This is a genomic window from Streptomyces sp. NPDC002032, assembly GCF_042890765.1.
Lineage (GTDB): Bacteria > Actinomycetota > Actinomycetes > Streptomycetales > Streptomycetaceae > Streptomyces.
Genome location: NZ_JBIASM010000002.1, coordinates 175,417 through 201,095, shown reverse-complemented (window position 1 = coordinate 201,095; position 25,679 = coordinate 175,417). Strand labels below are relative to the sequence as shown.

Below are 25,679 nucleotides of genomic sequence, written 5' to 3'. Positions count from 1 at the left end.
ATCTAACGGTGAATCGAGGGTGGTTGGGTTACTGACGGGCGGCGGAGAGTCGGCCGTCGAGGGTGATGTCGAAGGCGTTCAGAGCGGTCTTCCAGCGCATGGTCCAGCGGGCCTGGCCCTTGCCGGTGGGGTCCGGCGACATGATCGCCATGTATACGCACTTCAGGGCGGCGGTCTCGTTGGGGAAGTGCCCGCGGGCCTTGACCTCCCGACGGATCCGCGCTTTCACGGACTCGATCGCCTTGGTGGTGCAGATGATCCGGCGGATCTCTGTGTCGAATCGCAGGAACGGGGTGAACCCTTCCCAGGCGTTCTCCCAGAGCCTGACGATCGCCGGATACTTGCGGCCCCAGGCGTCTGCGAACTCGGCGAACCGGTCGAGGGCAGCCTCCTCCGTCGACGCGGTGTAGACGGGCTTGAGGAGCTTGGCGATCTCGTCCCAGTCCTGGCGGGCGGCATAGCGGAAGGAGTTCCGCAGCAGGTGGACCACGCAGGTCTGCACGATCGTCTTCGGCCAGACGGTCTCGACCGCGTCGGGCAGGCCCTTCAGCCCGTCGCAGACGAGCATGAGGACGTCGTTCACGCCGCGGTTCTTGATCTCGGTGAGGATGCGCATCCAGTGCTTGGCGCCCTCGCCGCCGTCGCCGGCCCAGAGCCCGAGGATGTCCCTGCGGCCTTCGGTGGTGACGGCCAGGGCGACGTAGACGGGCCGGTTGGCGACGGCACCGTCGCGGATCTTCACGTGAATGGCGTCGATGAAGACCACCGGATAGACGGAGTCCAACGGTCGGTTCTGCCACTCGGCCATGCCATCGAGCACCCTATCGGTGATGGTGGAGATCGTCTGGCGGGAGACCTCGGCGCCATAAACCTCGGCCAGGTGGGCCTGGACCTCGCCTGTGGTCAGGCCCTCCGCAGAGAGGGAGATGACCATCTCGTCCACGCCGGTCAGGCGCTTCTGCCGCTTCTTGACGATCTTCGGCTCGAAGGATCCGTCCCGGTCGCGGGGCACGGATATCCCGACCGGTCCGACGTCCGTCAGCACGGTCTTCGCGCCGCTTCGTCAGCTGCTGGAGCAGTCCGCCCTCGCCGGTCAGCTGCAGGCCCTCGGCCTGGACCCGGGATACAAGCTCGTCGATCAGCCGGTCATCCACCGCCTTCGACGGCTGCGGCTCAGACGGCTCGACGGTCTCGGCCCCGGTCACGTTCTCACTGGCCATCGGTGCATCTTCCTTGATCGGAAGTTACACCGAACGATTTACAGTCCCCGCCCCGGTGAGCTGTTCGGCCTCCAGGCGCGTCACCTCGACCTGCTGCATGCCACGGTCTCGGTCGAGCAGCAGATCCAGCAGACCGCCAGGCACGGCGTGTACGTCTGCCCGCCCAAGACCGCTCGCTCGCACCGCATGGTCCCGCTCCCCCCGTACGCCTTGTCGACGGCGGCCCGGGTCCGCTCCTCGGAGTCGGGCCACAGGTGGGTGTAGATGTTCAGAGTCATGGCCGCGTTGGTGTGGCCGAGGCGCTCGGAGACCGTCTTCACGGACTCGCCGTGCTTGATCAGCAGGCTGGCGTAGTGATGCCGGAGGGCGTGGGGTCCGGTGCCCTTCGCTATGCCGGCCTTCGCGCAGGCGGGCTGCCAGGACCCGTCCATGAAGTGCGTGTAGACCACGGGCCCGCCTTGCGGCGCCGTGAAGATCCAGCCCTCGGGCCCATCGGCGGGGAAGTCCCGCAGATGGGCCTTCATCGCATCCACTGCCATGCCGCGGACCAGTCCGCCGATGCCCATCCGCAGGTCGACGAAGCGGCGTAGTCGCTCCCCCGCGCGCTGAGCGAAGTCGGCACGCTGCGGACTCTGTGCGGACAGCAAAGGCCGCCCAACCCGCTCCGTTGCAGGTCAGACGGCCTTTCGCCGGACGTATTACACGTTGAAGCGGAACTCCACCACGTCGCCGTCCTGCATGACGTACTCCTTGCCCTCCATGCGGGCCTTGCCCTTCGCGCGGGCTTCGGTGACCGAGCCGCATTCGACCAGGTCCGCGAAGGAGATGACCTCGGCCTTGATGAAGCCGCGCTGGAAGTCGGTGTGGATGACGCCGGCCGCCTCCGGGGCGGTGGCGCCCTGCTTGATGGTCCAGGCGCGGGTTTCCTTCGGGCCTGCCGTCAGGTAGGTCTGGAGGCCCAGGGTGGCGAAGCCGACGCGGCCGAGGGTGGCGAGGCCGGGCTCCTCCTGGCCGACCGACTGGAGGAGCTCCAGGGCTTCCTCGTCGTCCAGCTCCGAGAGGTCCTGCTCCAGCTTCGCGTTCAGGAAGATGGCCTCGGCCGGGGCGACCAGCGCGGACTGCTCCGCCTTGAAGGCGTCGTCCGTCAGCTCGTCCTCGTCCACGTTGAAGACGTAGAGGAAGGGCTTCGTGGTGAGCAGGTGCAGCTCGTGCAGGAGGTCGCCCTGCTCCGTGCCCTTGGTGATGCCCTTCGAGAAGAGCGTGTCGCCCGCTTCCAGGATCTTCTTCGCCTCGACGACCGCGGCCAGGACCGCGACCTTCTCCTTCTGGAGGCGGGACTCCTTCGTCAGGCGCGGCTCCGCCTTCTCGATGGACTGGAGGTCGGCGAGGATCAGCTCGGTGTTGATCGTCTCGATGTCGTCCTTGGGCGAGACCTTGCCGTCGACGTGGACGACGTTCTCGTCCTTGAAGGCGCGGATGACCTGGCAGATCGCGTCCGACTCGCGGATGTTCGCGAGGAACTTGTTGCCGAGGCCCTCGCCCTCCGAGGCGCCGCGCACGATGCCCGCGATGTCGACGAAGTCGACCGTCGCCGGGAGGACCTTCTGCGAGCCGAAGATGCCGGCCAGGACCGCGAGGCGCGGGTCCGGTACGCCGACGACGCCGACGTTCGGCTCGATGGTGGCGAACGGGTAGTTGGCCGCCAGCACGTCGTTCTTGGTCAGGGCGTTGAACAGGGTCGACTTGCCGACATTCGGCAGGCCGACGATTCCGATCGTGAGCGACACGTTGGCGACTTCCCGTAGCTGGAGGGGGCGGCGGCCCGGAGTGGGCCACCGGACAGTTTACTTTCCGATGAGCTGCGCTCGATGTACGCGTGTCCGGGGACCGATCCGGGCAGCCGCCCGCCTAGTTTGGTGGGGTGGAGCAATACAGGATGCGTTCGGTACGTCACCCTCAGGCGCGCGGACCACGGCCCCCCGCGGTCCGGGCCGGGCGGCGCCTGCCGCGGCCCCGGCTGACCGGGCTCGGCGGCGGGCTGTTCGCGTGCGCCGCGATGCTCCTGGCCGCCGGGGTCTGCTGGCTGCTCTTCGATTCCTCGCTCTTCGCCTACGGCCTGCTCTTCCTGCCCGTGGCCGCCGCGACGGCCGTGTGGGTGCGCCCGGCCGACCTGGTCACCGCGCCCGTCTCCGTGCCGATCGCCTTCGCCGCCGGGGTGTGGCCCGTCTCGGGCGGCTCCGGCGGCCTCGGCGGGCAGCTGATGGGGGTGGTGTCGGCGCTGTCCCTGCACGCCGGGTGGCTCTACGCGGGCACGCTGGTCGCCGCCCTGATCGCGCTGGTGCGGCGGGCCGCGCTGAGCGGACGCCGGCGCGCCGCCCGCCGCAGCAGCACCGCCTAGCCCGTCGGCGCCCCGTCGCGGGCCGCCATCGCCGCGCCGACGATGCCCGCGTTGTTCTGCAGCTTCGCCGGGACGATCTCCGCGCGGATGCCTCCGATCAGCGGGAGGAACTTCTCCGGCTTGCGGCTGACGCCGCCGCCGAGGATGAAGAGGTCCGGGGAGAACAGCATCTCCACATGGGCCAGGTACCGCTGGAGCCGGTGCGCCCAGTGCTCCCAGCTGAGGTCCCCGTCCTCCTTGGCCTTGACCGAGGCCCGCGTCTCCGCGTCGTGACCTTTGAGCTCCAGGTGGCCCAGCTCCGAATTCGGGACCAGCCGCCCGTCCGTGAAGAGGGCGCTGCCGATGCCCGTGCCCAGGGTGAGCAGGATGACCGTGCCGCCCCGGCCGCGCCCGGCCCCGTACGTCATCTCCGCGACGCCCGCCGCGTCCGCGTCGTTCAGGACGGTGACGGGCAGGCCGCCGAGCTCGCGCGAGAGGAGGGCCGCGGCGTCCGTGCCGACCCACGCCTCGTCGACGTTGGCCGCCGACCGGGTGACGCCGCCGGTGACCACGCCGGGGAAGGTGACCCCGACCGGGCCCTTCCAGGAGAACGCGCCGATCACCTCGGCGACGCATCCGGCCACCTTCTCGGGGGTGGCCGGATGTGGTGTCAGTACCTTGTGGCGCTCCTGCGCCAGCTCGCCGCGGTCAAGGTCCACGGGAGCGCCCTTGATACCGGAACCGCCAATGTCCACACCGAAGATCTGCATGGACTCACCGTACGAACGCGGGGCGCCGCAGGCTACTCGTCCGCACCGCCGGCGACCAGTTCGGCCGCTTCCGCGCGCAGATCGCGGCGCAGTTCCTTCGGCAGGGAGAAGACGATCGACTCCTCGGCCGTCTTGACGATCTCCACGTCCGCGTAGCCGCGCTGCGTCAGCCACTCCAGGACCTCTTCGACCAGCACCTCGGGCACCGAGGCGCCCGAGGTCAGGCCGACCGTGGTGACGCCCTCCAGCCAGGCCTCGTCGATCTCGCTCGCGAAGTCGACCAGGTGCGCGGCGCGGGCGCCCGCGTCGAGGGCGACCTCGACGAGCCGGATGGAGTTCGAGGAGTTCTTCGAGCCGACCACGATGACCAGGTCGGACTCGGCGCCCATGACCTTGACGGCGGCCTGGCGGTTCGAGGTGGCGTAGCAGATGTCGTCGCTCGGCGGCGAGACCAGCAGCGGGAACTTGGTCTTCAGGGCGTCGACCGTCTCCATGGTCTCGTCGACGGAGAGGGTGGTCTGGGAGAGCCAGACGACCTTCGACTCGTCGCGCACCTCGACGTTCGCCACGTCGTCCGGGCCGTCCACGATGGTGATGTGGTCCGGGGCCTCGCCGGAGGTGCCGATGACCTCCTCGTGGCCCTCGTGGCCGATGAGGAGGATGTCGAAGTCCTCGTTCGCGTACCGGATGGCTTCCTTGTGGACCTTGGTGACCAGCGGGCAGGTCGCGTCGATCGTCGCGAGCCGGCCCCGCGCCGCCTCCTCGTGCACCACCGGGGCCACGCCGTGCGCGGAGAACATCACGATGGAGCCGGGCGGGACCTCCTCGGTCCGCTCGACGAAGACCGCGCCCTTCTTCTCCAGCGTCTGGACGACGTACTTGTTGTGCACGATCTCGTGCCGGACGTAGACCGGCGCACCGTACTGCTCGAGGGCCTTCTCGACAGCGATCACGGCACGGTCCACGCCCGCGCAGTAGCCGCGCGGGGCGGCGAGCAGGACGCGGCGGGATGCGGGAGCGGGGGCGGGAGCAGTCATACGCTCCATCGTACGGGGGTCTCCAGCAGGCCGGACGTCCCCCGTTCGGCACAGACTTGGTCGAACGTCCGTCCCGGCGATCCTCCGGAGGAACGATGGCATCCGCTACGGATTCCACCACCGCACCGCCCACCGCCCTGCGGCGGAGCCTCGGATTCCGGGATCTGGTCGTCTACGGACTGCTCTTCATCGCCCCCATGGCCCCGGTGGGGGTCTTCGGCACGCTCGACGCCACGTCGCACGGCGCCGTCGCGCTCGTCTACCTCGTCGCGACCGTCGCGATGGCCTTCACCGCCTTCTCGTACGCGCAGATGGTGCGGGTGGCCCCGCGGGCCGGTTCGGTCTTCACGTACGCCCGCACGGCGCTGGGCGAGGGGCCGGGGCTGATCGCCGGCTGGATGGCGATGCTGGACTACCTGCTGATCCCGGCGGTCGCCTACCTCTTCTCCGGGATCGCGATGAACGCGCTGGTGCCGGAGGTGTCCCGGTGGGTGTGGACGGCGCTGGCGGTGGTGGTCACCACCGCGCTGAACCTGTGGGGCGTACGGGCGGCCGCGCGCGTGGGCTTCGCGGTGCTCGGCCTGGAGGTCGTCGTCCTGCTCGTCTTCCTGGTCTCGGCGGTGACCGTGCTGCTGCGGGACGGCGCCCGGCGCGGCTGGCTGTCCCCGCTGACCGGCGACGGCTCGCTGGGCTTCTCGACGGCCGCCGTCCTGGGCGCGGTGTCCGTCGCGGTCCTCTCGTACCTGGGCTTCGACGCCATCGCCTCCTTCGCCGAGGAGGTCACCGGGGGCTCGGCGAAGGTGGCCCGGGCGGTGCTGTTCTGCCTGGCGCTGACCGGGGTGCTCTTCCTCGCCCAGACCTACCTCGCGGCGCTGCTGACCCCGGTCTCCTCGGCGGAGCTGGCCGCCGACCCGGCGTCGCAGGGGCCGGCCTTCTACAACGCCGTGGAGACCTCGGTCGGGGGCTGGCTGCACGACCTGGTGGCGGTGAGCAAGGCGATCGGGGCGGCCTTCGCGGCGCTGGCCGGGCAGGCCGCGGCCGGTCGGCTGCTCTTCGCGATGGCCCGCGAGCGGCGGCTGCCGGGCGCCCTGGCGCGCACCTCGGGCGGCACGCCGAGGGCGGCGCTGCTGGTGGCGGCGACGGTGACGCTGGTGGCGGCGGTGTGGGCGGCCCGGCGCGACGACGGGCTCGACCACCTGGTCTCCGTCGTGGACATCGGGGCGCTGACCGCGTTCACGCTGCTGCACGCCTCGGTGGTGGCCTGGTTCGTGGTGCGCCGGATGGCGGGGCCGCCGGAGTGGGGCAAGCACCTGGTGGTGCCCGTGCTGGGCGCGGCGGTGACGGTCGCGGTGATCGTCGAGGCCTCCTGGACGGCGCAGCTCGTGGGGGCGGTGTGGCTGCTGGTGGGCTTGTGCGTACTGGTGGTCCAGCGCGGCCGACGCGCGGGGATCCCGTCCGACGGGCCCGGTACCGGTGTCGGCCCCGGCGGCTAGCCTGCGTGCATGGGTCTGAATACGTCGGCTGATGCGCCGCTGCCGGTCGGTCAGGTGTCCCGGCTCATCGGGGGCTGGATCGACCGGCTGGGTCAGGTGTGGGTGGAGGGGCAGATCACGCAGCTGTCCCGGCGGCCGGGGGCGGGAGTGGTGTTCCTGACGCTGCGGGACCCGTCGCACGACATCTCCGTCAGCGTGACCTGCTTCCGGCAGGTCTACGAGGAGGTCGCGGACGCGGTGACGGAGGGCGCGCGGGTCGTCGTCCTGGCCAAGCCCGAGTGGTACGCGCCGCGCGGGCAGCTGTCCCTGCGGGTGACCGAGATCCGCCCGGTGGGCATCGGGGAGCTGCTGGCCCGGCTGGAGCGGCTGAAGCGGTCGCTGGCCTCCGAGGGCCTGTTCGCGCTGGACCGCAAGAAGCCGCTGCCGTTCCTGCCGCAGCTGATCGGGCTGGTGGTGGGGCGGGCCTCGGCGGCCGAGCGGGACGTGCTGGAGAACGCCCGGCGGCGCTGGCCGGCGGTGCGCTTCGAGGTCCGCAACGTCGCCGTGCAGGGGGTGCACGCGGTGCCACAGGTGGTGCGGGCGGTCCAGGAGCTGGACGCCCGGCCGGATGTGGACGTGATCATCGTGGCGCGGGGCGGGGGCAGCGTGGAGGACCTGCTGCCCTTCTCCGACGAGGAGCTCGTGCGGGCGGTCGCGGACGCCCGTACCCCCGTGGTCTCGGCGATCGGGCACGAGCCGGACTCCCCGCTGCTGGACCTGGTCGCGGACCTGCGGGCCTCCACGCCCACGGACGCGGCGAAGAAGGTGGTCCCGGACGTCGGGGAGGAGCTGGAGCGGGTGGACCAGCTCCGGGGCCGCGGGCTGCGGGCCCTGCGCGGGCTGCTCGACCGGGAGGAACGGGGTCTCGCGCACGCCCTGGCCCGGCCGGTCTTCGTCCATCCGCAGCGGATGGTGGAGACCCGGGAGGCCGAGCTGGAAGCGCTGCTGGGCCGTAGCCGGCGCACGCTGGGACACCTGCTGGACCGGGCCGACTCCGAGCTGGAGCACACCCGGGCCCGGGTGGTGGCGCTGTCCCCGGCGGCCACCCTGGAGCGCGGGTACGCGGTGCTCCAGCGGGCGGACGGGCACGTGGTGCGGGCCCCGGAGGAGGTCGCGGCGGGACAGGTGCTGCGGGCCCGGGTGGCGGCGGGCGAGTTCACCGTGGAGGTCACGCGGACGGACTCCGCGCCGGACGCGGGCACCGTGTCCGAGCCCGCCCCCGGGACGGCATCCGCCGCTGCCCCCGCCCCCGCCCCCGAGGCGCGCTGACGCCGACACACTCCGGCAACAAATTCGTTGTACTGCACACCTACGATGGGAACGGGAATGACTGGAACCGATACGGCGCTGGGGTACGAGCAGGCCCGCGACGAGCTCGTCGAGGTCGTCCGCAAGCTGGAGGCCGGCGGCACCTCCCTGGAGGAGTCCCTGGCCCTCTGGGAGCGCGGCGAGGAGCTGGCCAAGGTCTGCCGGCACTGGCTGGAGGGCGCCCGCGCCCGGCTGGACTCGGCGCTGGCGGCCCGCGAGCAGGAGGCCGCGGGCGGCAAGGGCGGGGAGGGCCGCTAGGGCGGGGCCGCGAGAGGTGATCCACATCACCCCGCGCCAAAGTAGTTGAAATTTCATCTACTTTTGTCCTAGAGTCGGGACATCGCACTTCACCTCCGTACCGAAGAAGGCTTTCCGATGTCTCTCGTTCTCGACGCCGCCGCTCAGGACCTGCTGTTCCGCGAGGCCCGTACCGCCAACTCGTTCTCCGACGAGCCGGTCACCGAGGAGCAGGTCCAGGCGATCTACGACCTCGTGAAGTTCGGCCCCACCGCCTTCAACCAGACCCCGCTGCGGATCACCCTGGTCCGCTCCCCCGAGGCCCGCGAGCGCCTCGTGAAGCACATGGCCGAGGGCAACCAGGCCAAGACCGCCGCCGCGCCGCTGGTCGCGATCCTCTCCGCGGACAACGAGTTCCACGAGGAGCTCCCGCAGCTGCTCCCGCACTTCCCGCAGGCCAAGGACGCCTTCTTCGCCGAGCGCCCGGTCCGCGAGCAGTCCGCCCTGGTCAACGGCGCCCTCCAGGCCGCCTACTTCATCATCGGCGTCCGCGCCGCCGGCCTGGCCGCCGGCCCGATGACCGGCCTGGACTTCGCCGGTGTCCAGAAGGAGTTCCTGGACGCCGACCACACCCCGCTGATGGTCGTCAACATCGGCCAGCCGGGCGAGAACGCCTGGTTCCCGCGCTCCCCGCGCCTGGACTTCGACCAGGTCGTCACGACCGTCTGAGTCCTCCCCGACGCCAAGAAGGCCGCCCGCCCCGGTTTCCCCGGGACGGGCGGCCTTCCGCGTCGTACGGACCCCTCGGGTCCACGTCGGCTACGGAGTCTGCGGGCCCTGCTTGAACTCCAGCGCGGCCGCCATCCTGCCGAGCTGGTCGAAGGAGGCGGTACCGGTCACCACGGTGACGTAGCCCTGCTCCTGGCGTACGAGGGCGTCGTACTTGTCGCCCTCCCAGCGCTCCCACGCCCGGTCCCCGACCTGCTGGGTCTGCCCGCTGGCCTTGGCTTTCTGCGTGACGTGCTCCAGGTACTTCACCGAGGTGTCGCTGGACTGCTCCACGGCCACGTACTGCTTCTCCGGGTCCTGGAAGCCCAGGTGCCAGGCGTTGGACGCCTTGCGCTCGTAGGTCACGGAGGTCGCCCGCCACTCCCCGGGCAGCCCCACCGGGGCCGCCACCGGGTACGGCGCCGCGCGCCGCGCCGTGATGGTCTCCACCCGGTAGTCCACCACCCGCGTCGGGTCGGCCGTGTCGTCATGGGGGAGGAAGATGTAGATCCCCGCCACGACGACGCCGATCACCGCCAGCGACCGGACCATGTCCCAGACCGTCTGCTTGCCTTTCATACCTGCCACGCCCCCATCGTCCCGCATCGCCGGGGGCGATCTCCGCCGGGGTCGCCCTCGCGGGCGCGCCGTGAGTGCGGCGAGGGATGCGCGGGTAGGCGCCGGGTGTCCGCTCAGCCGACACGCTTGACCGATAATGCGCTCATACGTGACCCGCTCTGCTCAATATGTCGACGTACCGATAGAGTTCCAGCACCCTCACATCCCGGCCGTCGTCGTACAGAAAGGTGCGCTCCGATGACCGAGCACAACCTGCCGCCCCAGCTCGAAGTCTCTCCCGAAGCTCCTGACCGCAACCTCGCCCTGGAACTCGTCCGGGTCACCGAGGCCGCGGCCCTCGCCGCGGGCCGGTGGGTCGGCCGCGGCGACAAGATCGGCGCGGACGGCGCCGCGGTCAACGCGATGCGGACGCTGATCTCCACCGTCTCGATGAACGGCGTCGTCGTCATCGGCGAGGGGGAGAAGGACGAAGCCCCCATGCTCTTCAACGGCGAGCAGGTCGGCGACGGCACCGGTGCCGAGGTCGACATCGCCGTGGACCCGATCGACGGCACCACGCTCAACGCCAAGGGCATGCCCAACGCCATCGCCGTCCTGGCCGCCGCCGACCGCGGCACCATGTTCGACCCGTCCGCGGTCTTCTACATGGACAAGCTCGTCACCGGTCCCGAGGCCGCCGACTTCGTGGACATCAACGCCCCCGTTTCGGTCAACATCCGCCGGGTCGCCAAGGCCAAGGGCATGGCCGTCGAGGACGTCACGGTCGTCATCCTGGACCGCCCCCGTCACGAGGGCATCGTCAAGGAGATCCGGGAGACCGGCGCCCGCATCAAGTTCATCTCCGACGGCGACGTCGCGGGCTCGGTCATGGCGGTGCGCGAGGGCACCGGCGTGGACCTGCTCCTCGGCATCGGCGGCACCCCCGAGGGCATCATCTCGGCCTGCGCCATCAAGTGCCTCGGCGGCACCATCCAGGGCAAGCTGTGGCCGAAGGACGACGCCGAGCGCCAGCGCGCCCTCGACGCCGGCCACGACCTGGACCGGGTCCTGAGCACGCACGACCTGGTCTCCGGCGAGAACGTCTTCTTCGTCGCGACCGGCATCACCGACGGCGAGCTGCTGCGCGGCGTCCACTACCGCGCGGAGACCGCGACCACGTCCTCGCTGGTCATGCGCTCGAAGTCCGGCACGATCCGGCAGATCGACTCCACCCACCGCCTCTCGAAGCTGCGCGCCTACAGCGCGATCGACTTCGACCGGGCGAAGTAGCGCCCGGAAGGGTACGCGGCGAGAACGGTCCGGCCACAGACGGCACGGCGAAGGGGCGGCCCCGGTGCGGGGGACCGCCCCTTCGTCCGTTCCACGTCTCAGCCCGCGGCGGCGACCGGGGGCGTGCCCGCGCCCGGGAGCAGTTCGGCGGCGCGGCGGCGCCTGCGGCCGAGGACGACCCGGCGCTCGGCGGCGGTCAGGCCGCCCCAGACCCCGTAGGGCTCGGGCTGCAGCAGCGCGTGCTCGCGGCAGGCGACCATCACGGGGCAGCGCGCGCAGACCCGCTTGGCGGCCTCCTCGCGGGCGAGCCGGGCCGCGGTGGGCTCCTTGGACGGCGCGAAGAAGAGGCCCGCCTCGTCCCTGCGGCACACCGCCTCCGCGTGCCATGGGCCGTCCTCTTCCCTGGCCGGCACCCGCGGCTTCGGCACGGCGGCCACCGGGCGCGTCTGAAGACTCTGAACGGCGGCTGCCTGCAGGGACTGATGCGGCGGATGCGGCACGGTCTACTCCTGACGACGTATACGCGAGCGAGAGACGATGCACCAGTCCCTACCCGCTGTACGTGCCCCTAAGCCCCGCGTGGCGACGCCGGGGGGAGGTTCGTCCGAAATACGCCGCAGGCACGGGACGCTCGCGCACGGGTGCGCGGGGCGCCGCGTGCGCGCCCCGCGCGGGCGCCGTGCGCGCGGGCGGCCGCCCGGCTCAGCGACCGCCCGGCTCAGCCGTCGAGCCGCTTGCGGAACTTGCCGGCCAGGTCGACCAGCCGGGAACCGCGCTTGGGGTGGGCCTCGATGTTGCCCAGCAGCGCGAACCCGCGGACGATGACCACCGGCGCCTGCGGGTCGGCCGAGGCGCCCTCCCCGCGCACCTCGAAGTTGCCGAGGACACCGCTGCCGTAGCCGCGCAGGGTGACGTTCTCCGGCACCAGGACCTCGACGTTGCCGAGCACCGCGGTCACGTTGATCTCGGTGACCTGCTGCTCGAAGACGGCCTCGGTGAGGTCGACGGTGATGTCGCCGAAGACGGAGACCGCGCGGGTGCGGGCCCCCGGACGCCAGCGGCCCTTGCGGGCGGAGCTGCTGAACACGGCGACGACCGTCTCGACGGGGCCCTCGCCCGCGGCCGCCGGGACCGGGGCCGGGAAGGCCGGCCGCGAGGTGTCGGCGGCCGCGGCGGCGCCGGCCGGGAGGTCGCGCACGAGGACCTCCAGCTCGCCCACGGTCTTGACGGCGTAGAGGGAGTCCAGGCGCTCGTGGTGCTCCTCCGCGGTCAGCCGGCCCTCCGCGAGGGCCTGCCCGAGGATGTCGGCGATCCGGTCCCGGTCGGCGTCGGAGGCGCGCAGCCCGGCGGGGGCGGGGGCCTCGGGGGCAGGGGCGGCGGCGGGGTGCTTTTCCAGGTCCACGCGGCTCAGCATAGCGAGACACGATAGATCGCGACACTCCCCCGCGAGGGCCGGTGAGCCCTACCTCACAGACGAACCGCCCGGGCGAGGTCCTACGCTGGTTAACCGCGCTGCCAAATGGTCGCCAGCGCCTTCTGCCGAGTGAGGAATGACTGCCGTCATGCCAGAGTTTGCGTACACCGATCTGCTCCCCCTGGGCGAGGACACCACCCCCTACCGGCTGGTGACCTCGGAGGGCGTCTCGACCTTCGAGGCCGACGGCCGTACGTTCCTCAAGGTCGAGCCCGAGGCGCTGCGCAAGCTCGCCGAAGAGGCCATCCACGACATCCAGCACTTCCTGCGCCCCGCGCACCTCGCGCAGCTGCGCCGGATCATCGACGACCCGGAGGCGAGCGCGAACGACAAGTTCGTGGCGCTGGACCTGCTGAAGAACGCGAACATCGCGGCGGCCGGCGTCCTGCCGATGTGCCAGGACACGGGCACGGCGATCGTCATGGGCAAGCGCGGCCAGAACGTGCTGACCGAGGGCGGCGACGAGGCGGCCCTCTCCCGCGGCATCTACGACGCCTACACCCGGCTGAACCTGCGCTACTCGCAGATGGCCCCGCTCACCATGTGGGAGGAGAAGAACACCGGCTCGAACCTGCCCGCGCAGATCGAGCTGTACGCGACGGACGGCGGCGCGTACAAGTTCCTCTTCATGGCCAAGGGCGGCGGCTCGGCCAACAAGTCCTTCCTCTACCAGGAGACGAAGGCGGTCCTCAACGAGGCCTCCATGATGAAGTTCCTGGAGGAGAAGATCCGTTCGCTCGGTACGGCGGCCTGCCCGCCGTACCACCTGGCGATCGTGGTCGGCGGCACCTCGGCGGAGCACGCGCTCAAGACCGCCAAGTACGCCTCCGCGCACTACCTGGACGAGCTGCCGCGCGAGGGGTCGGCGCTGGGCCACGGTTTCCGCGACGAGGCCCTCGAACAGCAGGTCTTCGAGCTGACCCAGAAGATCGGCATCGGCGCGCAGTTCGGCGGCAAGTACTTCTGCCACGACGTGCGCGTGGTGCGCCTGCCGCGGCACGGCGCGTCCCTGCCGGTGGCCATCGCCGTGTCCTGCTCGGCCGACCGCCAGGCCACCGCGAAGATCACCGCCGAAGGCGTGTTCCTGGAGCAGCTGGAGCGGGACCCGGCGCGGTTCCTGCCGGAGACCACGGACGAGCACCTCGCCGAGTCCGCGGACGTCGTCTCCATCGACCTGAACCGGCCGATGGACGAGATCCTGGCGACCCTGACCGAGCACCCGGTCAAGACCCGCCTGAGCCTGACCGGACCCCTGGTCGTGGCCCGCGACATCGCGCACGCCAAGATCAAGGAGCGGCTGGACGCGGGCGAGGGCATGCCGCAGTACCTCAAGGACCACCCGGTGTACTACGCCGGCCCCGCGAAGACCCCCGAGGGCTACGCCTCCGGCTCCTTCGGCCCGACCACGGCCGGCCGCATGGACTCCTACGTCGAGCAGTTCCAGGCGGCGGGCGGCTCCAAGGTCATGCTGGCCAAGGGCAACCGCTCGCAGCAGGTGACGGACGCGTGCGGTGCGCACGGCGGCTTCTACCTCGGCTCCATCGGCGGCCCGGCGGCGCGGCTGGCGCAGGACTGCATCAAGAAGGTCGAGGTCCTGGAGTACGAGGAGCTCGGCATGGAGGCGGTCTGGAAGATCGAGGTCGAGGACTTCCCGGCGTTCATCGTCGTGGACGACAAGGGCAACGACTTCTTCCAGAACCCGGCCCCGGAGCCCACCTTCACCCACATCCCGGTCCGCGGCCCGGGCCTGGCGTAACCGGCGGCCCGCCCGTCCGGCGGCACCGGCCACGAAGGGCCCCGGGGGTACTCACCCCCGGGGCCCTTCGCCCCTCATCGCGCGCAGCAGCCGGGCCTCCACAGGGGTGGCGTCCAGGCCGTGGGTGCGCGCGTGGCGCAGTTCCGGCAGGGAGAGGCCGTAGAGCTCGCGGACGGCCTTGAGCGGGATGCCGTCCGGGCCGCCCACCGCGAGGCGTGTCGTCCCCTCCCGGGCCACGACGTGCTCGCGGACCCAGGGCGGCGGCGGGCCCCAGCCGCCGCCGCAGGCCTGCACCTGGTACGCCGGGCAGTGCTCGGACTCCTCCCAGCGCGGCCGGCCTTCGACGACGTGCTGCCATGCCTCGTACACGCAGGACGCGCAGGGTGTGCAGTGAAGTGTCACGAACTGTTCGGCCATCGGTGCAGCATGCGGCAGCGGCCGGGCCGACGCACCGGGATAACGTCTGCGGCATGACTGAATTGTCCTTCCCCGCCCCCCGCGACGTGCGGGTCGTCGCTCATCGCGGGGCCTCGTACGCCTTTCCCGAGCACACCGTCGAGGCCTACCGGCAGGCCATCGCCGACGGCGCGGACGCGCTGGAGTGCGATGTGCGGCTGAGCGCCGACGGGCGGCTGGTGTGCGTGCACGACCGGACGGTGGAGCGGACCTCCGACGGGCGCGGGGTGGTCTCCGAGATGACGTACGAGGAGCTGTCCGCCCTCGACTTCGGCCGGTGGAAGGGCGAGGCGCACCGCGGGGCGCGGGTGCTGCTCTTCGAGGACCTGCTGAAGGAGGCGCTGGCCGCGGACCGGCCCGTGGGGCTGGCCGTCGAGACCAAGCACCCCACCCGGGCCGGCGGGCGGCTGGAGGCGGAGCTGGTGCGGACGCTGCGGGAGAACGGGCTGGCCGACGGGGCGTCGGGGCTGGTCGAGGTGATGAGCTTCTCGCGGACGGCGCTGACCCGGCTGCACCGGCTCGCGCCCGGACTGCCGGCGGTGTACCTGATGGAGCGCCGGCTGCGGCCCGTCCGTCCTCCGTTCGCGGCGCACGCGGGTCCGGGCATCGAGCTCGTGCGCCGGGACCCGGGGCTGGTGGGGCGGTTGAAGGCCAAGGGGCTGGCGGTGCGGGTGTGGACCGTGGACGAGCCGGAGGACGTGGAGCTGTGCGTTCGCCTCGGCGTGGACACGCTCATCACCAACCGGCCGCGCGAGGTGCGCGAGGTGCTGCGGACGATGTGAGCACCCGGCCGGCCGGGCGGCCGGCCGGGTGTGGGGGTCGCGGGGACGGCGGGGTTACGCGAAGCGCTGGGCGGCCGAACCGTTGCAGGGCTGCAGGCGCAGCTGTTCGTGGGCGGCGGAGAGGGTCAGGCACTGGCCGGTGGCGGAGGCGGGGCGCAGGGTGGCGCCGTCGCGGACGAACTTCTGGTTGGCGCCGCCGTGGCAGTTCCACAGGACCAGCCCGGTGCCGGCCGCGTAGTTCGCGCCGGGGACGTCCAGGCAGCGGTCCTGGGTCAGTTCGGTGTGGACGGCTCCGCGCGCGGGGTCGAACCACCAGCCCTGGTTGCGGCCGCCGTGGCAGTCCCAGCCGACGACCTTGGTGTTGTTGGCGCTGGAGCCGGCGAAGTCGTCGAGGCAGTTGCCGGTCGCCTCGTTCTTCAGCGGCTTGTAGAGGTCGTCCCAGGCGCCGGCCTGGAGGACGGGGGTGCCGGTGCTGGCGGGGTCGGCGCAGGAGGCCTCGCGCAGGCCGGAGTCGTAGAGCTGGGTCAGGCAGGACGCGAAGGCGCCGTGGCCGCGGTAGTTGGGGTGAAAGGACTGCCGGGCGGTGTTCTCGTCCCACGGGAAGTGGTCCCCGAGGTCGAGGTAGAGCCCGCGGGCCCAGGCGTCCTCCATGCACACCTCGTGGCCCTGGAAGAGCCGGGAGTTGTCCAGGTAGAGGGCGCCGGCGGCGCGGGCGGCCGCGCGCATGCCCTTCTCGAAGGTGGGCACGGCGTAGTTGCGGCCCCAGGCGGCGTCGGAGTCGTAGCCGGCACAGCCGCCGGGGAGCTTGCCGGGGAAGGACGGGTTGTCGTTGAAGTCGGGGCCGATGGGGCTGGGGTAGCCCATCACGACGAGCTTGTAGTCGGAGTCGGCGTAGCCCGCGTCGCGCATGACCGCCTTGAGGTCGCCGACGGTGGCCTCCACCTTGGGCTTCAGGCCGTCCACGCGGGCCTGCCAGCCGGGCCCGTACTTGGGCTCGCAGGTGCCCTGGCTGAGCACCCAGCGGGTCACGCAGTCGGTCATGACGGGGCCGAACTGGAGGTCGTCGTTGGCCCCGGCGACCAGCAGCACCATCTTGATCTTCGTGTTGCGGGCCTTGACCGCGAGGCTGTCGCTCTGGACGAGTTCGTCGGCGTACTGCTTGCTGCCGCCGATCCGGATGTTGCCGGTGTACCCGCCGGAGCAGGCCACGTTGAAGGTGAGGTCCGCCGGGATGCCGGTGCGGTGGATCGCCGAGTCCGGCGAGCGGTGGCACTGGTTGGCGGAGGTGTTGGTGGCGGGGTCGTAGTTCCCGACGCCCTCGCCCGAGATCTCGCTGTCGCCGAGCGAGATCAGCCCGGTCTTGCGTTCGTTCAGCGGGCGGATCGCCGGGTCTCCGTAGATCGCGGTGGCCTCGGCCGCCCGGACGGCCTCCAGTTCCGGAGGGAGCGGTGTGGCGGCGGATGCGGCGGCGGGGGCCGCCTGGGCCATGGGGGTGATGGCGGTGACTCCCCCGAGGGCGGCCGCGACCGCCGCGACCGCCGCGAAGGTAGATCTGAGTCCGGTTCTCGTACGCGCACGTGCCATGAACGCCTCCCCGATGTCAGTGTTACCCACGGTATTTACTGGTCAGTAGGGGAGTTGGGAACACTTCGAACAAGACAATTGCTCAACTTTTTGAGGAGGCCACGAACATGACCGATGACCAGCGGGCCGAAGCGTTCCGCACCGAGCACGACTCCATGGGCGAGGTACGGGTTCCCGCGCACGCCAAATGGCGCGCCCAGACCCAGCGCGCGGTGGAGAACTTCCCGCTCTCCGGCCAGCACCTGGAGCGCGCCCACATCGAGGCCCTGGCCCGCATCAAGGCGGCAGCCGCCGCGGTGAACGCGGAGCTCGGGGTACTGGACGCGGACACCGCCGGGGCGATCCGGTCGGCGGCGGCCGAGGTCGCCGAGGGCCGCTGGGACGCGCACTTCCCCGTCGACGTGTTCCAGACGGGGTCGGGGACCTCGTCCAACATGAACGCCAACGAGGTGATCGCCACCCTGGCCACCGAGCGGCTCGGCCGCGACGTGCACCCCAACGACCACGTCAACGCCTCGCAGAGCTCCAACGACGTCTTCCCCTCGTCGATCCACATCGCCGCCACCGCCGCCGTCAGCGGTGAGCTGATCCCGGCCCTGGAGCACCTCGCCGCCGCCCTGGAGCGCAAGGAGGCCGAGTTCGCCGACGTGGTCAAGGCCGGCCGCACGCACCTGATGGACGCCACCCCGGTCACCCTGGGCCAGGAGTTCGGCGGGTACGCCACCCAGATCCGCTACGGCGTCGAGCGGCTGCGCGCGGCCCTGCCCCGGCTGGCCGAACTGCCCCTGGGCGGCACCGCGGTCGGCACCGGCATCAACACCCCGCCCGGCTTCTCCGCGGCCGTCATCGCGGAGGTGGCGTCGGCCACCGGGCTGCCGCTGACCGAGGCCCGCAACCACTTCGAGGCCCAGGGCGCCCGGGACGCGCTGGTGGAAACCTCCGGAATGCTCCGTACGATCGCCGTCTCGCTCACCAAGATCTGCAACGATCTGCGCTGGATGGCCTCGGGACCGCGCACCGGATTGGCCGAAATCAATCTGCCGGATCTGCAACCGGGATCCTCGATCATGCCCGGAAAGGTCAATCCGGTCGTGCCCGAGGCCGTCCTGATGATCGCCGCACAGGTGCTCGGGAACGACACGACGGTCGCCGTCGCGGGCGCCGCGGGCAACTTCGAGCTCAACGTGATGCTCCCGGTGATGGCCAGGAACCTCCTCGAATCGATCCGGCTGCTCGGCAACGGGAGCCGGCTGCTGGCCGACCGCACGGTGGACGGGATCACCGCCAACTCCGAGCGGGCCAGGGAGTACGCCGAATCCTCGCCCTCCGTCGTCACCCCCCTCAACCGCTACATCGGCTACGAGGAGGCCGCCAAGGTCGCCAAGAAGGCCCTCGCGGAACGCAAGACGATCCGCGAGGTCGTGCTGGAGTCCGGCTACGTCGACCGGGGGGCGCTCACCCTGGAACAACTGGACGAAGCCCTCGACGTCCTGCGGATGACCCGCCCCTGAGGAGCCCGCCCGCAGGGGCCGAATCCGGTCGTTTACCGTCCCCGCACCCCTCCGTGACCTGCACCGCAGCCGTTTCGCGGGCGGCCGCCCTAAGATCTGCGCATGACAGGTACCCACAGGTCCGGGAGCGGTGCGGGGCACGGCCCCGCCGAGGGCGGGCACTGGGCGCCCGGGGACCGGATCCTCTGGCGCTACCGCGACCACGCCCCGGGCCCCGGGGGCCGGGTGCACATCGCCCGCCCGGTGACCGTGGTCCGCGACACCGAGGACCTGCTCGCGGTGTGGATGGCCCCGGGCACCGAATGCGTCAAGCCGGTGCTCGCCGACGGCACCCCCGTGCACGAGGAACCGCTCGCCACCCGCTACACCGCGCCGCGCACCACCGTACGGTCGCGCTGGTTCGGCGCGGGCGTGCTGAAGCTGGCCCGGCCCGGGGAGCCGTGGTCGGTGTGGCTGTTCTGGGAACACGGCTGGCACTTCAAGAACTGGTACGTGAACCTGGAGGAGCCGCGCTCGCGCTGGTCCGGCGGAGTGGATTCCGTCGACCACTTCCTCGACATCTCCGTCTACCCGGACCGCAGCTGGACCTGGCGGGACGAGGACGAGTTCGCCCAAGCGCGGCGGATCGGCCTGATGGACCCGCGGCAGGCCGCGCGGGTGGAGGCGGCCGGGCGCTCGGCGGTCGCGCTGATCGAGGGCTGGGGGTCGCCGTTCCGCGACGGCTGGCAGGACTGGCGGCCCGATCCGGCCTGGGGAGTTCCGGCCCTGCCGGAGGACTGGGACCGCACCCCGGCGCATATGACCTCATGAGACCCTTGATGCGCCCCCGGGGTTCAAACGTAGGATCGTCCTCCGCCGGTCGCGCGCGGGGGGCCTCCCGGTCTCCGTAGCCGCAAATGACCTGTGGCGGCCGGGACTTGACCGGAGGTCGGCGCCGAACGAGAGAGGTAACGAGCGGGACGCGGAAACCGGGGGTGATGGTGCCTCCGCCGCTGAGCGGGTATACCGCGACTGACCGAGTTGAGTGCAGCGCACATCGAGCGCAAACGGACGGAATTCCACGCGTGACGGAGTACCCCACCTCCCAGGAGGGCCCGCAGCCCGCCGTCGCCCCCGGCGGAGGTACGGACGAGCCCGGCCACGGCAAGGCCCCCATCGCGGCCGCCGAGGCCGTACGCACGCATGCGCAGACTCCGGCCGCCGACCTCCCGCGCCCCCGCGCGGCCGCCGCCGGCGGGCCGCAGGGCGCCCGGAGCTCGGGACACGGCGCGGCGGACACCGGCCCGGCCGGGGCGCGCACGCGCGACGGCGAGGCCGCGCGCAACGCCGGCCGGCGCGACGCCCCGGGCGGCGACGGACCGCTCCCGCCCGCCACCGGCTCCGGCGCGCCCGCGGCGCAGCCCCCCGGCGCGGGTGCGGGAGCCGTCGCGGGCGGCGGCGCGGGCGCGGGCGGTGGAGCCGGTACCGGCGAGATGAGCGTGGCCCGCCGCGAAGGCGACCGGCTGCGCTTCGTCGGAGCCGCCACCCGGCGGATCGCGCGCGGCATCGACCTCGACGAGATCGTGCTCGGCCTGTGCCGGGCGACCGTCCCGACCTTCTCCGACGCCATCCTCGTCTACCTGCGCGACCCGCTGCCCGTCGGCGACGAGCGGCCCGTCGGCCCGGTCGTTTTAAGGCTCCGGCGCACCGACCGGCTCCGGCCGATCGACGACCTGGCCCTCGGCGAGACCGGCGAGGGCGCCCCGGCCACGGGGGCCGCCGGCGAACTCGACTTCAGCCAGCTGCCGCTGGTCGGCCCCCAGGGTGACCTGCCCGCCGCCGAGTTGTGCGAGATCCTCCCCGGCGGGGCCCTCGCCGAGGTGCTGCGCGGCGTACGCCCCGTCTTCGGTTCGGCCGCCGGTGCCCGGGACGCGCTCCCGGAGCTGCTGGGGGCCGACCACCCGGTGCCGCGCGGCCAGCGGGCCATCCTGGCCCCGCTGCGGGGCCGTCGGCGCGTGATCGGCGCGGCGGTGTTCCTGCGCACCCCGGACCGGGACGCCTTCGAGCAGAACGACCTGCTCGTCGCCGCCCAGCTGGCCACGCACACCGCGCTCGGCATCGACAAGGCGGTGCTCTACGGCCGCGAGGCCTACATCGCCGACGAACTCCAGCGCACCATGCTGCCCGACAGCCTCCCCCAGCCCACCGGGGTCCGGCTCGCCTCCCGCTACCTGCCCGCCGCCGAGACGGCCCGGGTGGGCGGCGACTGGTACGACGCCATACCGCTGCCCGGCAGCCGGGTCGCGCTGGTCGTCGGCGACGTCATGGGGCACTCCATGACCTCCGCCGCGATCATGGGGCAGCTGCGCACCACCGCGCAGACCCTGGCGCAGCTGGACCTGCCGCCGGCCGAGGTGCTGCACCACCTGGACGAGCAGGCGCAGCGGCTCGGCTCCGACCGGATGGCCACCTGCCTGTACGCCGTCTACGACCCGGTCTCGCACCGGATCACCATCGCCAACGCCGGCCACCCGCCGCCGGTGCTGCTGCACCTGGGCGGCCGCGCCGAGGTGCTCCGCGTACCGCCGGGCGCCCCCATCGGCGTCGGCGGCGTGGACTTCGAGGCCGTGGAGCTGGACGCCCCCGCCGGGGCCACCCTGCTGCTGTACACGGACGGGCTGGTGGAGTCCCGGCTGCGGGACGTCTGGACCGGCATCGAGCAGCTGCGCGAGCGCCTGGCGACCACGGCGCAGCTGACGGGGCTGGACCACTCGCCGCCGCTGGAGGCCCTCTGCGACGACGTGCTGGACATGCTGGGCCCCGGCGACCGGGACGACGACATCGCGCTGCTCGCCGCCCGCTTCGAGGGGATCGCGCCCAGCGACGTCGCGTACTGGTTCCTCGACCCGGAGGAGACCGCGCCGGGCCGGGCCCGCCGGTTCGCCCGGCGCGCGCTGACGCGGTGGGGCCTGGAGGAGCTGAGCGACTCGCTGGAGCTGCTGGTGAGCGAGGTGGTCACCAATGCCGTCCGGTACGCGGAGCGGCCCGTGACCCTGCGGCTGCTGCGGACCGACGTGCTGCGCTGCGAGGTCGGCGACGACTCCCCGCAACTGCCGCGCCAGCGCCGGGCCCGGGACACGGACGAGGGCGGCCGCGGCCTGTTCCTGGTGAACCGGCTGGCGCGCCGCTGGGGCGCCACCCGGCTGAGCAGCGGCAAGGTGGTCTGGTTCGAGCTGGCGCTGCCGGGCTCCCCCGACCGGCGCTGACGGCGTCCGCACGCACCACCGCCCCGCGGCGTGATCGCTGCGGGGCGGTGGTGTGTCCGGGGCCGGACGGCTACAGGTGCGGGAAGCCCGGCCGGTCGGGCGGCGTCGGGTCCTTGGTGGGGGGCGTCGGGTCCTTCGTCGGCGGCGTGGGGTTCTTCGTCGGCGGCGTCGGGTTCTTCGTCGGCGGGGTCGGGTCCGGCTTGCCGGAGCTGCCGGTCGGGTCCGGGGTGCCCGTGGGGCGGGTGCCGGACGTGGTCGGCGACGGGGTGAGCGTCGCGGTCGACGAGGGGGACGGGGAGCGGGTCGGCGCCGGCGGCGTGCCCATCTCGGCGTCCGAGAGGTCGAACTGGCCGGTGCTCTGGCCCTTGAGCGCGGCCAGCGTGTACGCCTGCCAGATCTGGGCGGGGAAGCTGGAACCGCCCGCGCGGCCCTTGCCGGCCGTACCGGTCAGGGTGACCTGGTTGTGCGAGTTGGGGTCCTCGCCGAACATCGCGACGACGGTGACCAGTTCCGGGGTGTAGCCGGTGAACCAGGCGGCCACGTTGGACTCGGTGGTGCCGGTCTTGCCCGCGGCGTCGTAGGCGGAGCTGCGGACGGCCTTGCCGGAACCGTCCTCGACCACGCCGGTCAGCACCTTGGTGACGGTGTCGGCCGTCTTGCTCGTCAGGACCTGGGAGCCGATCGGGTTGACGGCCTTGAACTCCGCGTCCGCGTGCTCGGCCTTCTTGACGATCGTCGGGGTGACCTTCTTGCCGTGGTTGCCGAAGGTGGCGTAGACCCCGGCCATCTCGACGGTGTTGGCGCTCATGGTGCCGAGCGACATGGCGGGCCGGTCGGCCGGCCAGCCGTCGCGGTCGGTCATGCCGAGGGAGAGCGCGGTCTGCTTCACCTTCTCCGGCCTGGCGTCCACGATCATCTGCGCGTACACGGAGTTCACGGAGGAGTTGGTGGCCTCCTGGACCGTGAGCATCGGGTCGCCGTAGTTGATGTTGTCCTGGTTCTGCGGGGCGAAGGCGGTCGCGCTGCCGACGACGGGGCGCTTGCTGGTGCCGTCGTAGAGGGCGTTCGGGGTGATCGGCCGGCCGTCCTGGGTCTTCGCGCCCGTCTCCAGGGCGGTGGCCAGCACGACGGGCTTGAAGGTCGAGCCCGGCTGGTAGTCCGTGCGCAGGGCGTTGCTCTCGGCCTTCTCCGTCAGGCCCACACCGCCGTACATCGCGACGATCGCGCCGGTCTTGGCGTCCACGGAGGTGGCGCCGGCCTGGACGCTCTGGTCCTGCGGGCGCTCCTGGACGTTCTTGCGTTCGAGCTTGGACTCCAGCTCGTCCTGGACCGCCTTCTCCAGGGCGGCCTGCTTCTTCTTGTCGATGTTGAGCGTGATGGTCCAGCCGCCGGCGGTGATGTCGGCGTCCTTGATGCCCTGGCGGCCCAGCTCCGCCTTGGCGGCCTGGACCAGGTAGCCCTTCTGGCCGTCCATGCCCGGCTGGGGCTTGGGCTTGATGGGCTCCTGGAACTTCAGGGTGGCCCGCTTGGCCTGGTCCAGCTTGCCCATCTCGACCATGTTGTCGAGGACGGCGTTGAAGCGGATCATGACCAGCCGCTTGCCGTTGGGGCCCGCGGTCGCCCAGTCGTACTGGCTGGGAGCCTGGATGACGGCGGCGAGGTAGGCGGCCTGCTCCAGGGTCAGCTTCTCGGCGTCGACGCCGTAGTAGGCCTGGGCGGCGGCCTGGATGCCGTAGGCGTTGCGGCCGTAGAAGTTGGTGTTCAGGTAACCGGCGAGGATCTCGTTCTTCTTCATGCGCTGGTCGACCTTGACGGAGATCACCAGCTCCCGGAGCTTGCGGGTCGCCGACTGGTCCTGCGTCAGGTAGTAGTTCTTGACGTACTGCTGGGTGATGGTCGAGCCGCCGGCCTTGCCGCGGCCGGTGGCCGTGTTGAAGAGGCCGCGGGCCACACCGATCAGGTCGACGCCGCTGTCCTTGTAGAAGGACTTGTTCTCGATGGCGATGAACGCGGTCCGGACGTCCTCGGGGATCTTCTCGATCGGGAGGATCTCGCGGTTCATCGTGCCCGTGCGGGCCATGATCGAGCCGTCGGCGTACTTGTAGGTGTTGCTCTGGAGCGTGGCGTTCTTGTTCGGGTCCGGCGGATCCACCGAGAAGTAGAGGATCACCGCTCCGAGGACCAGGAGCAGGATGCCTCCGAGGAAGGTCCCCAGGATCGTCTTCCAGTTCAGGAAGCGACGTATGCCGCTGCGCTTCTTTCCGGTCGACTTGCCCGCACGCTCGCCCGGCGCTTTCCGCGCACCGCGCTGCTGCTGCGCCCGTCGCGCCTCTGCTCGGCCCATCGCTCCCGCTCCGCTCGATTACCCCCCCGACGTCAGCTCAGAAAACTAACACCGCAGGCTGTGACAAAGGTTGGCTAACCCTGATCAATACCGGTCAATTCGGACGTGAGAATCAGCACCCACGCCAATGGAACCGACGCTCATGAGACCCGATGGGTTGCGGTTAACGCAAAAAGTGATATCACTTTGCTAGGCGCTTCGGCCGGCCACGGCCGGACGCCTCACACCAAACGGGGGTAATCCATGACAACGCCAGTGGACAGGCAGCCGAGCGATGTACGGGAGTTCACGGCGCGCAGCGTCGGCGGCGGGCTGGCCCTGCTGCTCGGACTGGTGGGCATCGTGGCGGGCGCGGGGCTGATCGCCCTGGGCGCGGCGTCCGCCCAGGCGGGCACCAAGGGGTCCCTGATCACCCTCGGCATCCTGCTCGTCCTCGCCTCGGTGATCGCGATGAGCGGACTGAACACGGTCGCCCCGGGCCAGGCCCGGGTGGTCCAGCTCTTCGGCCGCTACCGGGGCACGATCCGCTCGGACGGACTGCGCTGGGTGAACCCGCTGACCTCCCGCGAGAAGATCTCCACCCGGGTGCGCAACCACGAGACGGCCGTCCTGAAGGTCAACGACGCGTACGGCAACCCGATCGAGCTGGCGGCCGTCGTCGTCTGGCGGGTCCGCGACACCGCGCGGGCGGTGTTCGAGGTCGAGGACTTCACGGAGTTCGTGGAGACGCAGACCGAAACGGCCGTACGGCACATCGCGATCGAATACCCCTACGACGCCCACGAAGAGGGCGGCCTCTCGCTGCGCGGCAACGCCGAGGAGATCACCGAGAAGCTCGCACTGGAGCTCGCCAGCCGGGTCGAGACGGCGGGCGTGCAGATCATCGAGTCCCGCTTCACGCATCTCGCGTACGCTCCGGAGATCGCCTCCGCGATGCTCCAGCGTCAGCAGGCCGGCGCGGTCGTGGCGGCCCGCAAGCAGATCGTCGAGGGCGCGGTGGGCATGGTGGAGCTGGCCCTGACCCGACTGGCCGAGGAGGACATCGTGGACCTGGACCCCGAGCGCAAGGCCTCCATGGTCTCGAACCTGATGGTGGTCCTCTGCGGCGACCGCGCGGCCCAGCCGGTCATCAACACGGGCACCCTCTACCAGTGAGCCCCGGCGGCGAGGACGCGGGCAGGGACCGGCCGGCGCCCCGGGCGGCGCGGCAGGCGCGCAAGCAGGTGCTGCTGCGCCTGGATCCCCAGGTCTACGACGCCCTCGCCCGCTGGGCCGGCGAGGAACTGCGCAGCGCCAACGCGCAGATCGAGTTCCTCCTGCGCCGGGCCCTGTCGGAGACGGGCCGCCTCCCGGGCGGCGCCGCTCCCATCCCGCCGCGCGGCCGCCCGCGCACCGGCCAGCCGGACGCCTGAGCGCCCACCCGGCCGGAC

Annotated in this window: 23 protein-coding genes and 1 pseudogene; 13 read left to right on the top strand and 11 right to left on the bottom strand. The window is 71.7% G+C overall.

The window, feature by feature from the left end; genetic code table 11:
- Positions 1-28 precede the first annotated feature (28 nt).
- The 3 genes and pseudogenes from ACFYYT_RS05085 to ychF form a co-directional block, all read right to left on the bottom strand.
- Positions 29-1,220 (bottom strand): annotated as a pseudogene (locus tag ACFYYT_RS05085) (IS256 family transposase).
- Between the two features lie 80 nt (positions 1,221-1,300).
- Positions 1,301-1,867, bottom strand: coding sequence for a tyrosine-type recombinase/integrase (locus ACFYYT_RS05080; protein ID WP_351828527.1), 567 nt, complete (start codon positions 1,865-1,867; stop codon positions 1,301-1,303).
- Positions 1,868-1,918: 51 nt separating this feature from the next.
- Positions 1,919-3,007, bottom strand: a complete 1,089-nt coding sequence (gene ychF / locus ACFYYT_RS05075) for a redox-regulated ATPase YchF (RefSeq protein WP_351828530.1) — start codon at positions 3,005-3,007, stop codon at positions 1,919-1,921.
- 149 nt (positions 3,008-3,156) lie between these two features.
- Between ychF and ACFYYT_RS05070 the strand changes: the two genes are divergently transcribed.
- Positions 3,157-3,618, top strand: coding sequence for a DUF6542 domain-containing protein (locus ACFYYT_RS05070; RefSeq protein ID WP_351828533.1), 462 nt, complete (start codon positions 3,157-3,159; stop codon positions 3,616-3,618).
- Here ACFYYT_RS05070 and ppgK read toward each other — a convergent pair.
- Both ppgK and ACFYYT_RS05060 read right to left on the bottom strand, forming a co-directional pair.
- Positions 3,615-4,367 (bottom strand): polyphosphate--glucose phosphotransferase, encoded by a 753-nt coding sequence (gene ppgK, locus ACFYYT_RS05065; RefSeq protein ID WP_351828536.1) that lies wholly within the window; start codon positions 4,365-4,367, stop codon positions 3,615-3,617. The two genes, ACFYYT_RS05070 and ppgK, sit on opposite strands and share 4 nt — an antisense overlap.
- A gap of 32 nt (positions 4,368-4,399) precedes the next feature.
- Positions 4,400-5,413 carry a 4-hydroxy-3-methylbut-2-enyl diphosphate reductase gene (locus tag ACFYYT_RS05060; RefSeq protein WP_351828539.1) on the bottom strand — a complete coding sequence of 338 codons (1,014 nt, stop codon included), beginning with the start codon at positions 5,411-5,413 and terminating at the stop codon, positions 4,400-4,402.
- 86 nt (positions 5,414-5,499) lie between these two features.
- Between ACFYYT_RS05060 and ACFYYT_RS05055 the strand changes: the two genes are divergently transcribed.
- The 4 genes from ACFYYT_RS05055 to ACFYYT_RS05040 all read left to right on the top strand — a co-directional run bounded on the left by ACFYYT_RS05055 (position 5,500) and on the right by ACFYYT_RS05040 (position 9,210).
- Complete coding sequence (locus ACFYYT_RS05055) at positions 5,500-6,897, top strand: APC family permease (RefSeq protein ID WP_351828541.1); 1,398 nt, start codon at positions 5,500-5,502, stop codon at positions 6,895-6,897.
- A gap of 9 nt (positions 6,898-6,906) precedes the next feature.
- On the top strand, positions 6,907-8,205 hold the full coding sequence (gene xseA / locus ACFYYT_RS05050; RefSeq protein ID WP_351828543.1) for an exodeoxyribonuclease VII large subunit: 1,299 nt from the start codon (positions 6,907-6,909) through the stop codon (positions 8,203-8,205).
- Positions 8,206-8,262: 57 nt separating this feature from the next.
- The gene (locus ACFYYT_RS05045) at positions 8,263-8,502 is read left to right on the top strand and encodes an exodeoxyribonuclease VII small subunit (protein WP_351828546.1); all 240 of its coding nucleotides are present in this window, start codon (positions 8,263-8,265) and stop codon (positions 8,500-8,502) included.
- A 117-nt stretch (positions 8,503-8,619) separates the two neighbouring features.
- Positions 8,620-9,210 carry a malonic semialdehyde reductase gene (locus ACFYYT_RS05040; protein WP_351828549.1) on the top strand — a complete coding sequence of 197 codons (591 nt, stop codon included), beginning with the start codon at positions 8,620-8,622 and terminating at the stop codon, positions 9,208-9,210.
- Between the two features lie 90 nt (positions 9,211-9,300).
- Here the strand turns inward: ACFYYT_RS05040 and ACFYYT_RS05035 are convergent, their stop codons facing one another.
- Positions 9,301-9,828, bottom strand: coding sequence for a DUF4245 domain-containing protein (locus ACFYYT_RS05035; protein WP_351828575.1), 528 nt, complete (start codon positions 9,826-9,828; stop codon positions 9,301-9,303).
- A gap of 237 nt (positions 9,829-10,065) precedes the next feature.
- Here ACFYYT_RS05035 and glpX point away from each other — a divergent pair, with 237 nt between their 5' ends.
- Positions 10,066-11,097 carry a class II fructose-bisphosphatase gene (gene glpX, locus ACFYYT_RS05030; RefSeq protein WP_351828550.1) on the top strand — a complete coding sequence of 344 codons (1,032 nt, stop codon included), beginning with the start codon at positions 10,066-10,068 and terminating at the stop codon, positions 11,095-11,097.
- A 98-nt stretch (positions 11,098-11,195) separates the two neighbouring features.
- Here the strand turns inward: glpX and ACFYYT_RS05025 are convergent, their stop codons facing one another.
- Both ACFYYT_RS05025 and ACFYYT_RS05020 read right to left on the bottom strand, forming a co-directional pair.
- Positions 11,196-11,597, bottom strand: coding sequence for a WhiB family transcriptional regulator (locus tag ACFYYT_RS05025; RefSeq protein ID WP_385324103.1), 402 nt, complete (start codon positions 11,595-11,597; stop codon positions 11,196-11,198).
- A 218-nt stretch (positions 11,598-11,815) separates the two neighbouring features.
- Positions 11,816-12,499 (bottom strand): DUF1707 domain-containing protein, encoded by a 684-nt coding sequence (locus tag ACFYYT_RS05020; protein ID WP_351828556.1) that lies wholly within the window; start codon positions 12,497-12,499, stop codon positions 11,816-11,818.
- A gap of 160 nt (positions 12,500-12,659) precedes the next feature.
- Here ACFYYT_RS05020 and ACFYYT_RS05015 point away from each other — a divergent pair, with 160 nt between their 5' ends.
- Positions 12,660-14,327: a fumarate hydratase gene (locus ACFYYT_RS05015; RefSeq protein ID WP_351828558.1), complete on the top strand. Its 1,668-nt coding sequence runs from the start codon at positions 12,660-12,662 to the stop codon at positions 14,325-14,327.
- A gap of 51 nt (positions 14,328-14,378) precedes the next feature.
- Here ACFYYT_RS05015 and ACFYYT_RS05010 read toward each other — a convergent pair whose 3' ends face one another.
- Entirely contained in the window at positions 14,379-14,744 is a 366-nt protein-coding gene (locus ACFYYT_RS05010; RefSeq protein ID WP_351828561.1) for a hypothetical protein, read from the bottom strand.
- Positions 14,745-14,797: 53 nt separating this feature from the next.
- Here ACFYYT_RS05010 and ACFYYT_RS05005 point away from each other — a divergent pair, with 53 nt between their 5' ends.
- Positions 14,798-15,565: a glycerophosphodiester phosphodiesterase family protein gene (locus tag ACFYYT_RS05005; RefSeq protein WP_351828564.1), complete on the top strand. Its 768-nt coding sequence runs from the start codon at positions 14,798-14,800 to the stop codon at positions 15,563-15,565.
- 54 nt (positions 15,566-15,619) lie between these two features.
- On the opposite strand, the gene ACFYYT_RS05000 is transcribed toward ACFYYT_RS05005, so the two are convergent.
- Complete coding sequence (locus ACFYYT_RS05000; RefSeq protein WP_351828567.1) at positions 15,620-17,149, bottom strand: ricin-type beta-trefoil lectin domain protein; 1,530 nt, start codon at positions 17,147-17,149, stop codon at positions 15,620-15,622.
- A gap of 107 nt (positions 17,150-17,256) precedes the next feature.
- Here ACFYYT_RS05000 and ACFYYT_RS04995 point away from each other — a divergent pair, with 107 nt between their 5' ends.
- From ACFYYT_RS04995 to ACFYYT_RS04985, 3 genes are all read left to right on the top strand, one after another.
- Positions 17,257-18,660 (top strand): class II fumarate hydratase, encoded by a 1,404-nt coding sequence (locus tag ACFYYT_RS04995; RefSeq protein ID WP_351828569.1) that lies wholly within the window; start codon positions 17,257-17,259, stop codon positions 18,658-18,660.
- Between the two features lie 102 nt (positions 18,661-18,762).
- Positions 18,763-19,470, top strand: a complete 708-nt coding sequence (locus ACFYYT_RS04990) for a DUF402 domain-containing protein (RefSeq protein WP_351828572.1) — start codon at positions 18,763-18,765, stop codon at positions 19,468-19,470.
- Positions 19,471-19,724: 254 nt separating this feature from the next.
- Positions 19,725-21,905 carry a SpoIIE family protein phosphatase gene (locus ACFYYT_RS04985; RefSeq protein ID WP_388606960.1) on the top strand — a complete coding sequence of 727 codons (2,181 nt, stop codon included), beginning with the start codon at positions 19,725-19,727 and terminating at the stop codon, positions 21,903-21,905.
- A gap of 70 nt (positions 21,906-21,975) precedes the next feature.
- On the opposite strand, the gene ACFYYT_RS04980 is transcribed toward ACFYYT_RS04985, so the two are convergent.
- Positions 21,976-24,249, bottom strand: coding sequence for a transglycosylase domain-containing protein (locus ACFYYT_RS04980; RefSeq protein ID WP_351820303.1), 2,274 nt, complete (start codon positions 24,247-24,249; stop codon positions 21,976-21,978).
- 243 nt (positions 24,250-24,492) lie between these two features.
- On the opposite strand from ACFYYT_RS04980, the gene ACFYYT_RS04975 reads away from it, so the two are divergent.
- Positions 24,493-25,404 carry an SPFH domain-containing protein gene (locus ACFYYT_RS04975; RefSeq protein ID WP_388606958.1) on the top strand — a complete coding sequence of 304 codons (912 nt, stop codon included), beginning with the start codon at positions 24,493-24,495 and terminating at the stop codon, positions 25,402-25,404.
- Positions 25,401-25,661: a hypothetical protein gene (locus tag ACFYYT_RS04970; protein ID WP_351820297.1), complete on the top strand. Its 261-nt coding sequence runs from the start codon at positions 25,401-25,403 to the stop codon at positions 25,659-25,661. Before ACFYYT_RS04975 ends, ACFYYT_RS04970 begins: the two co-directional genes overlap by 4 nt.
- The last annotated feature ends 18 nt before the right edge of the window (positions 25,662-25,679 follow it).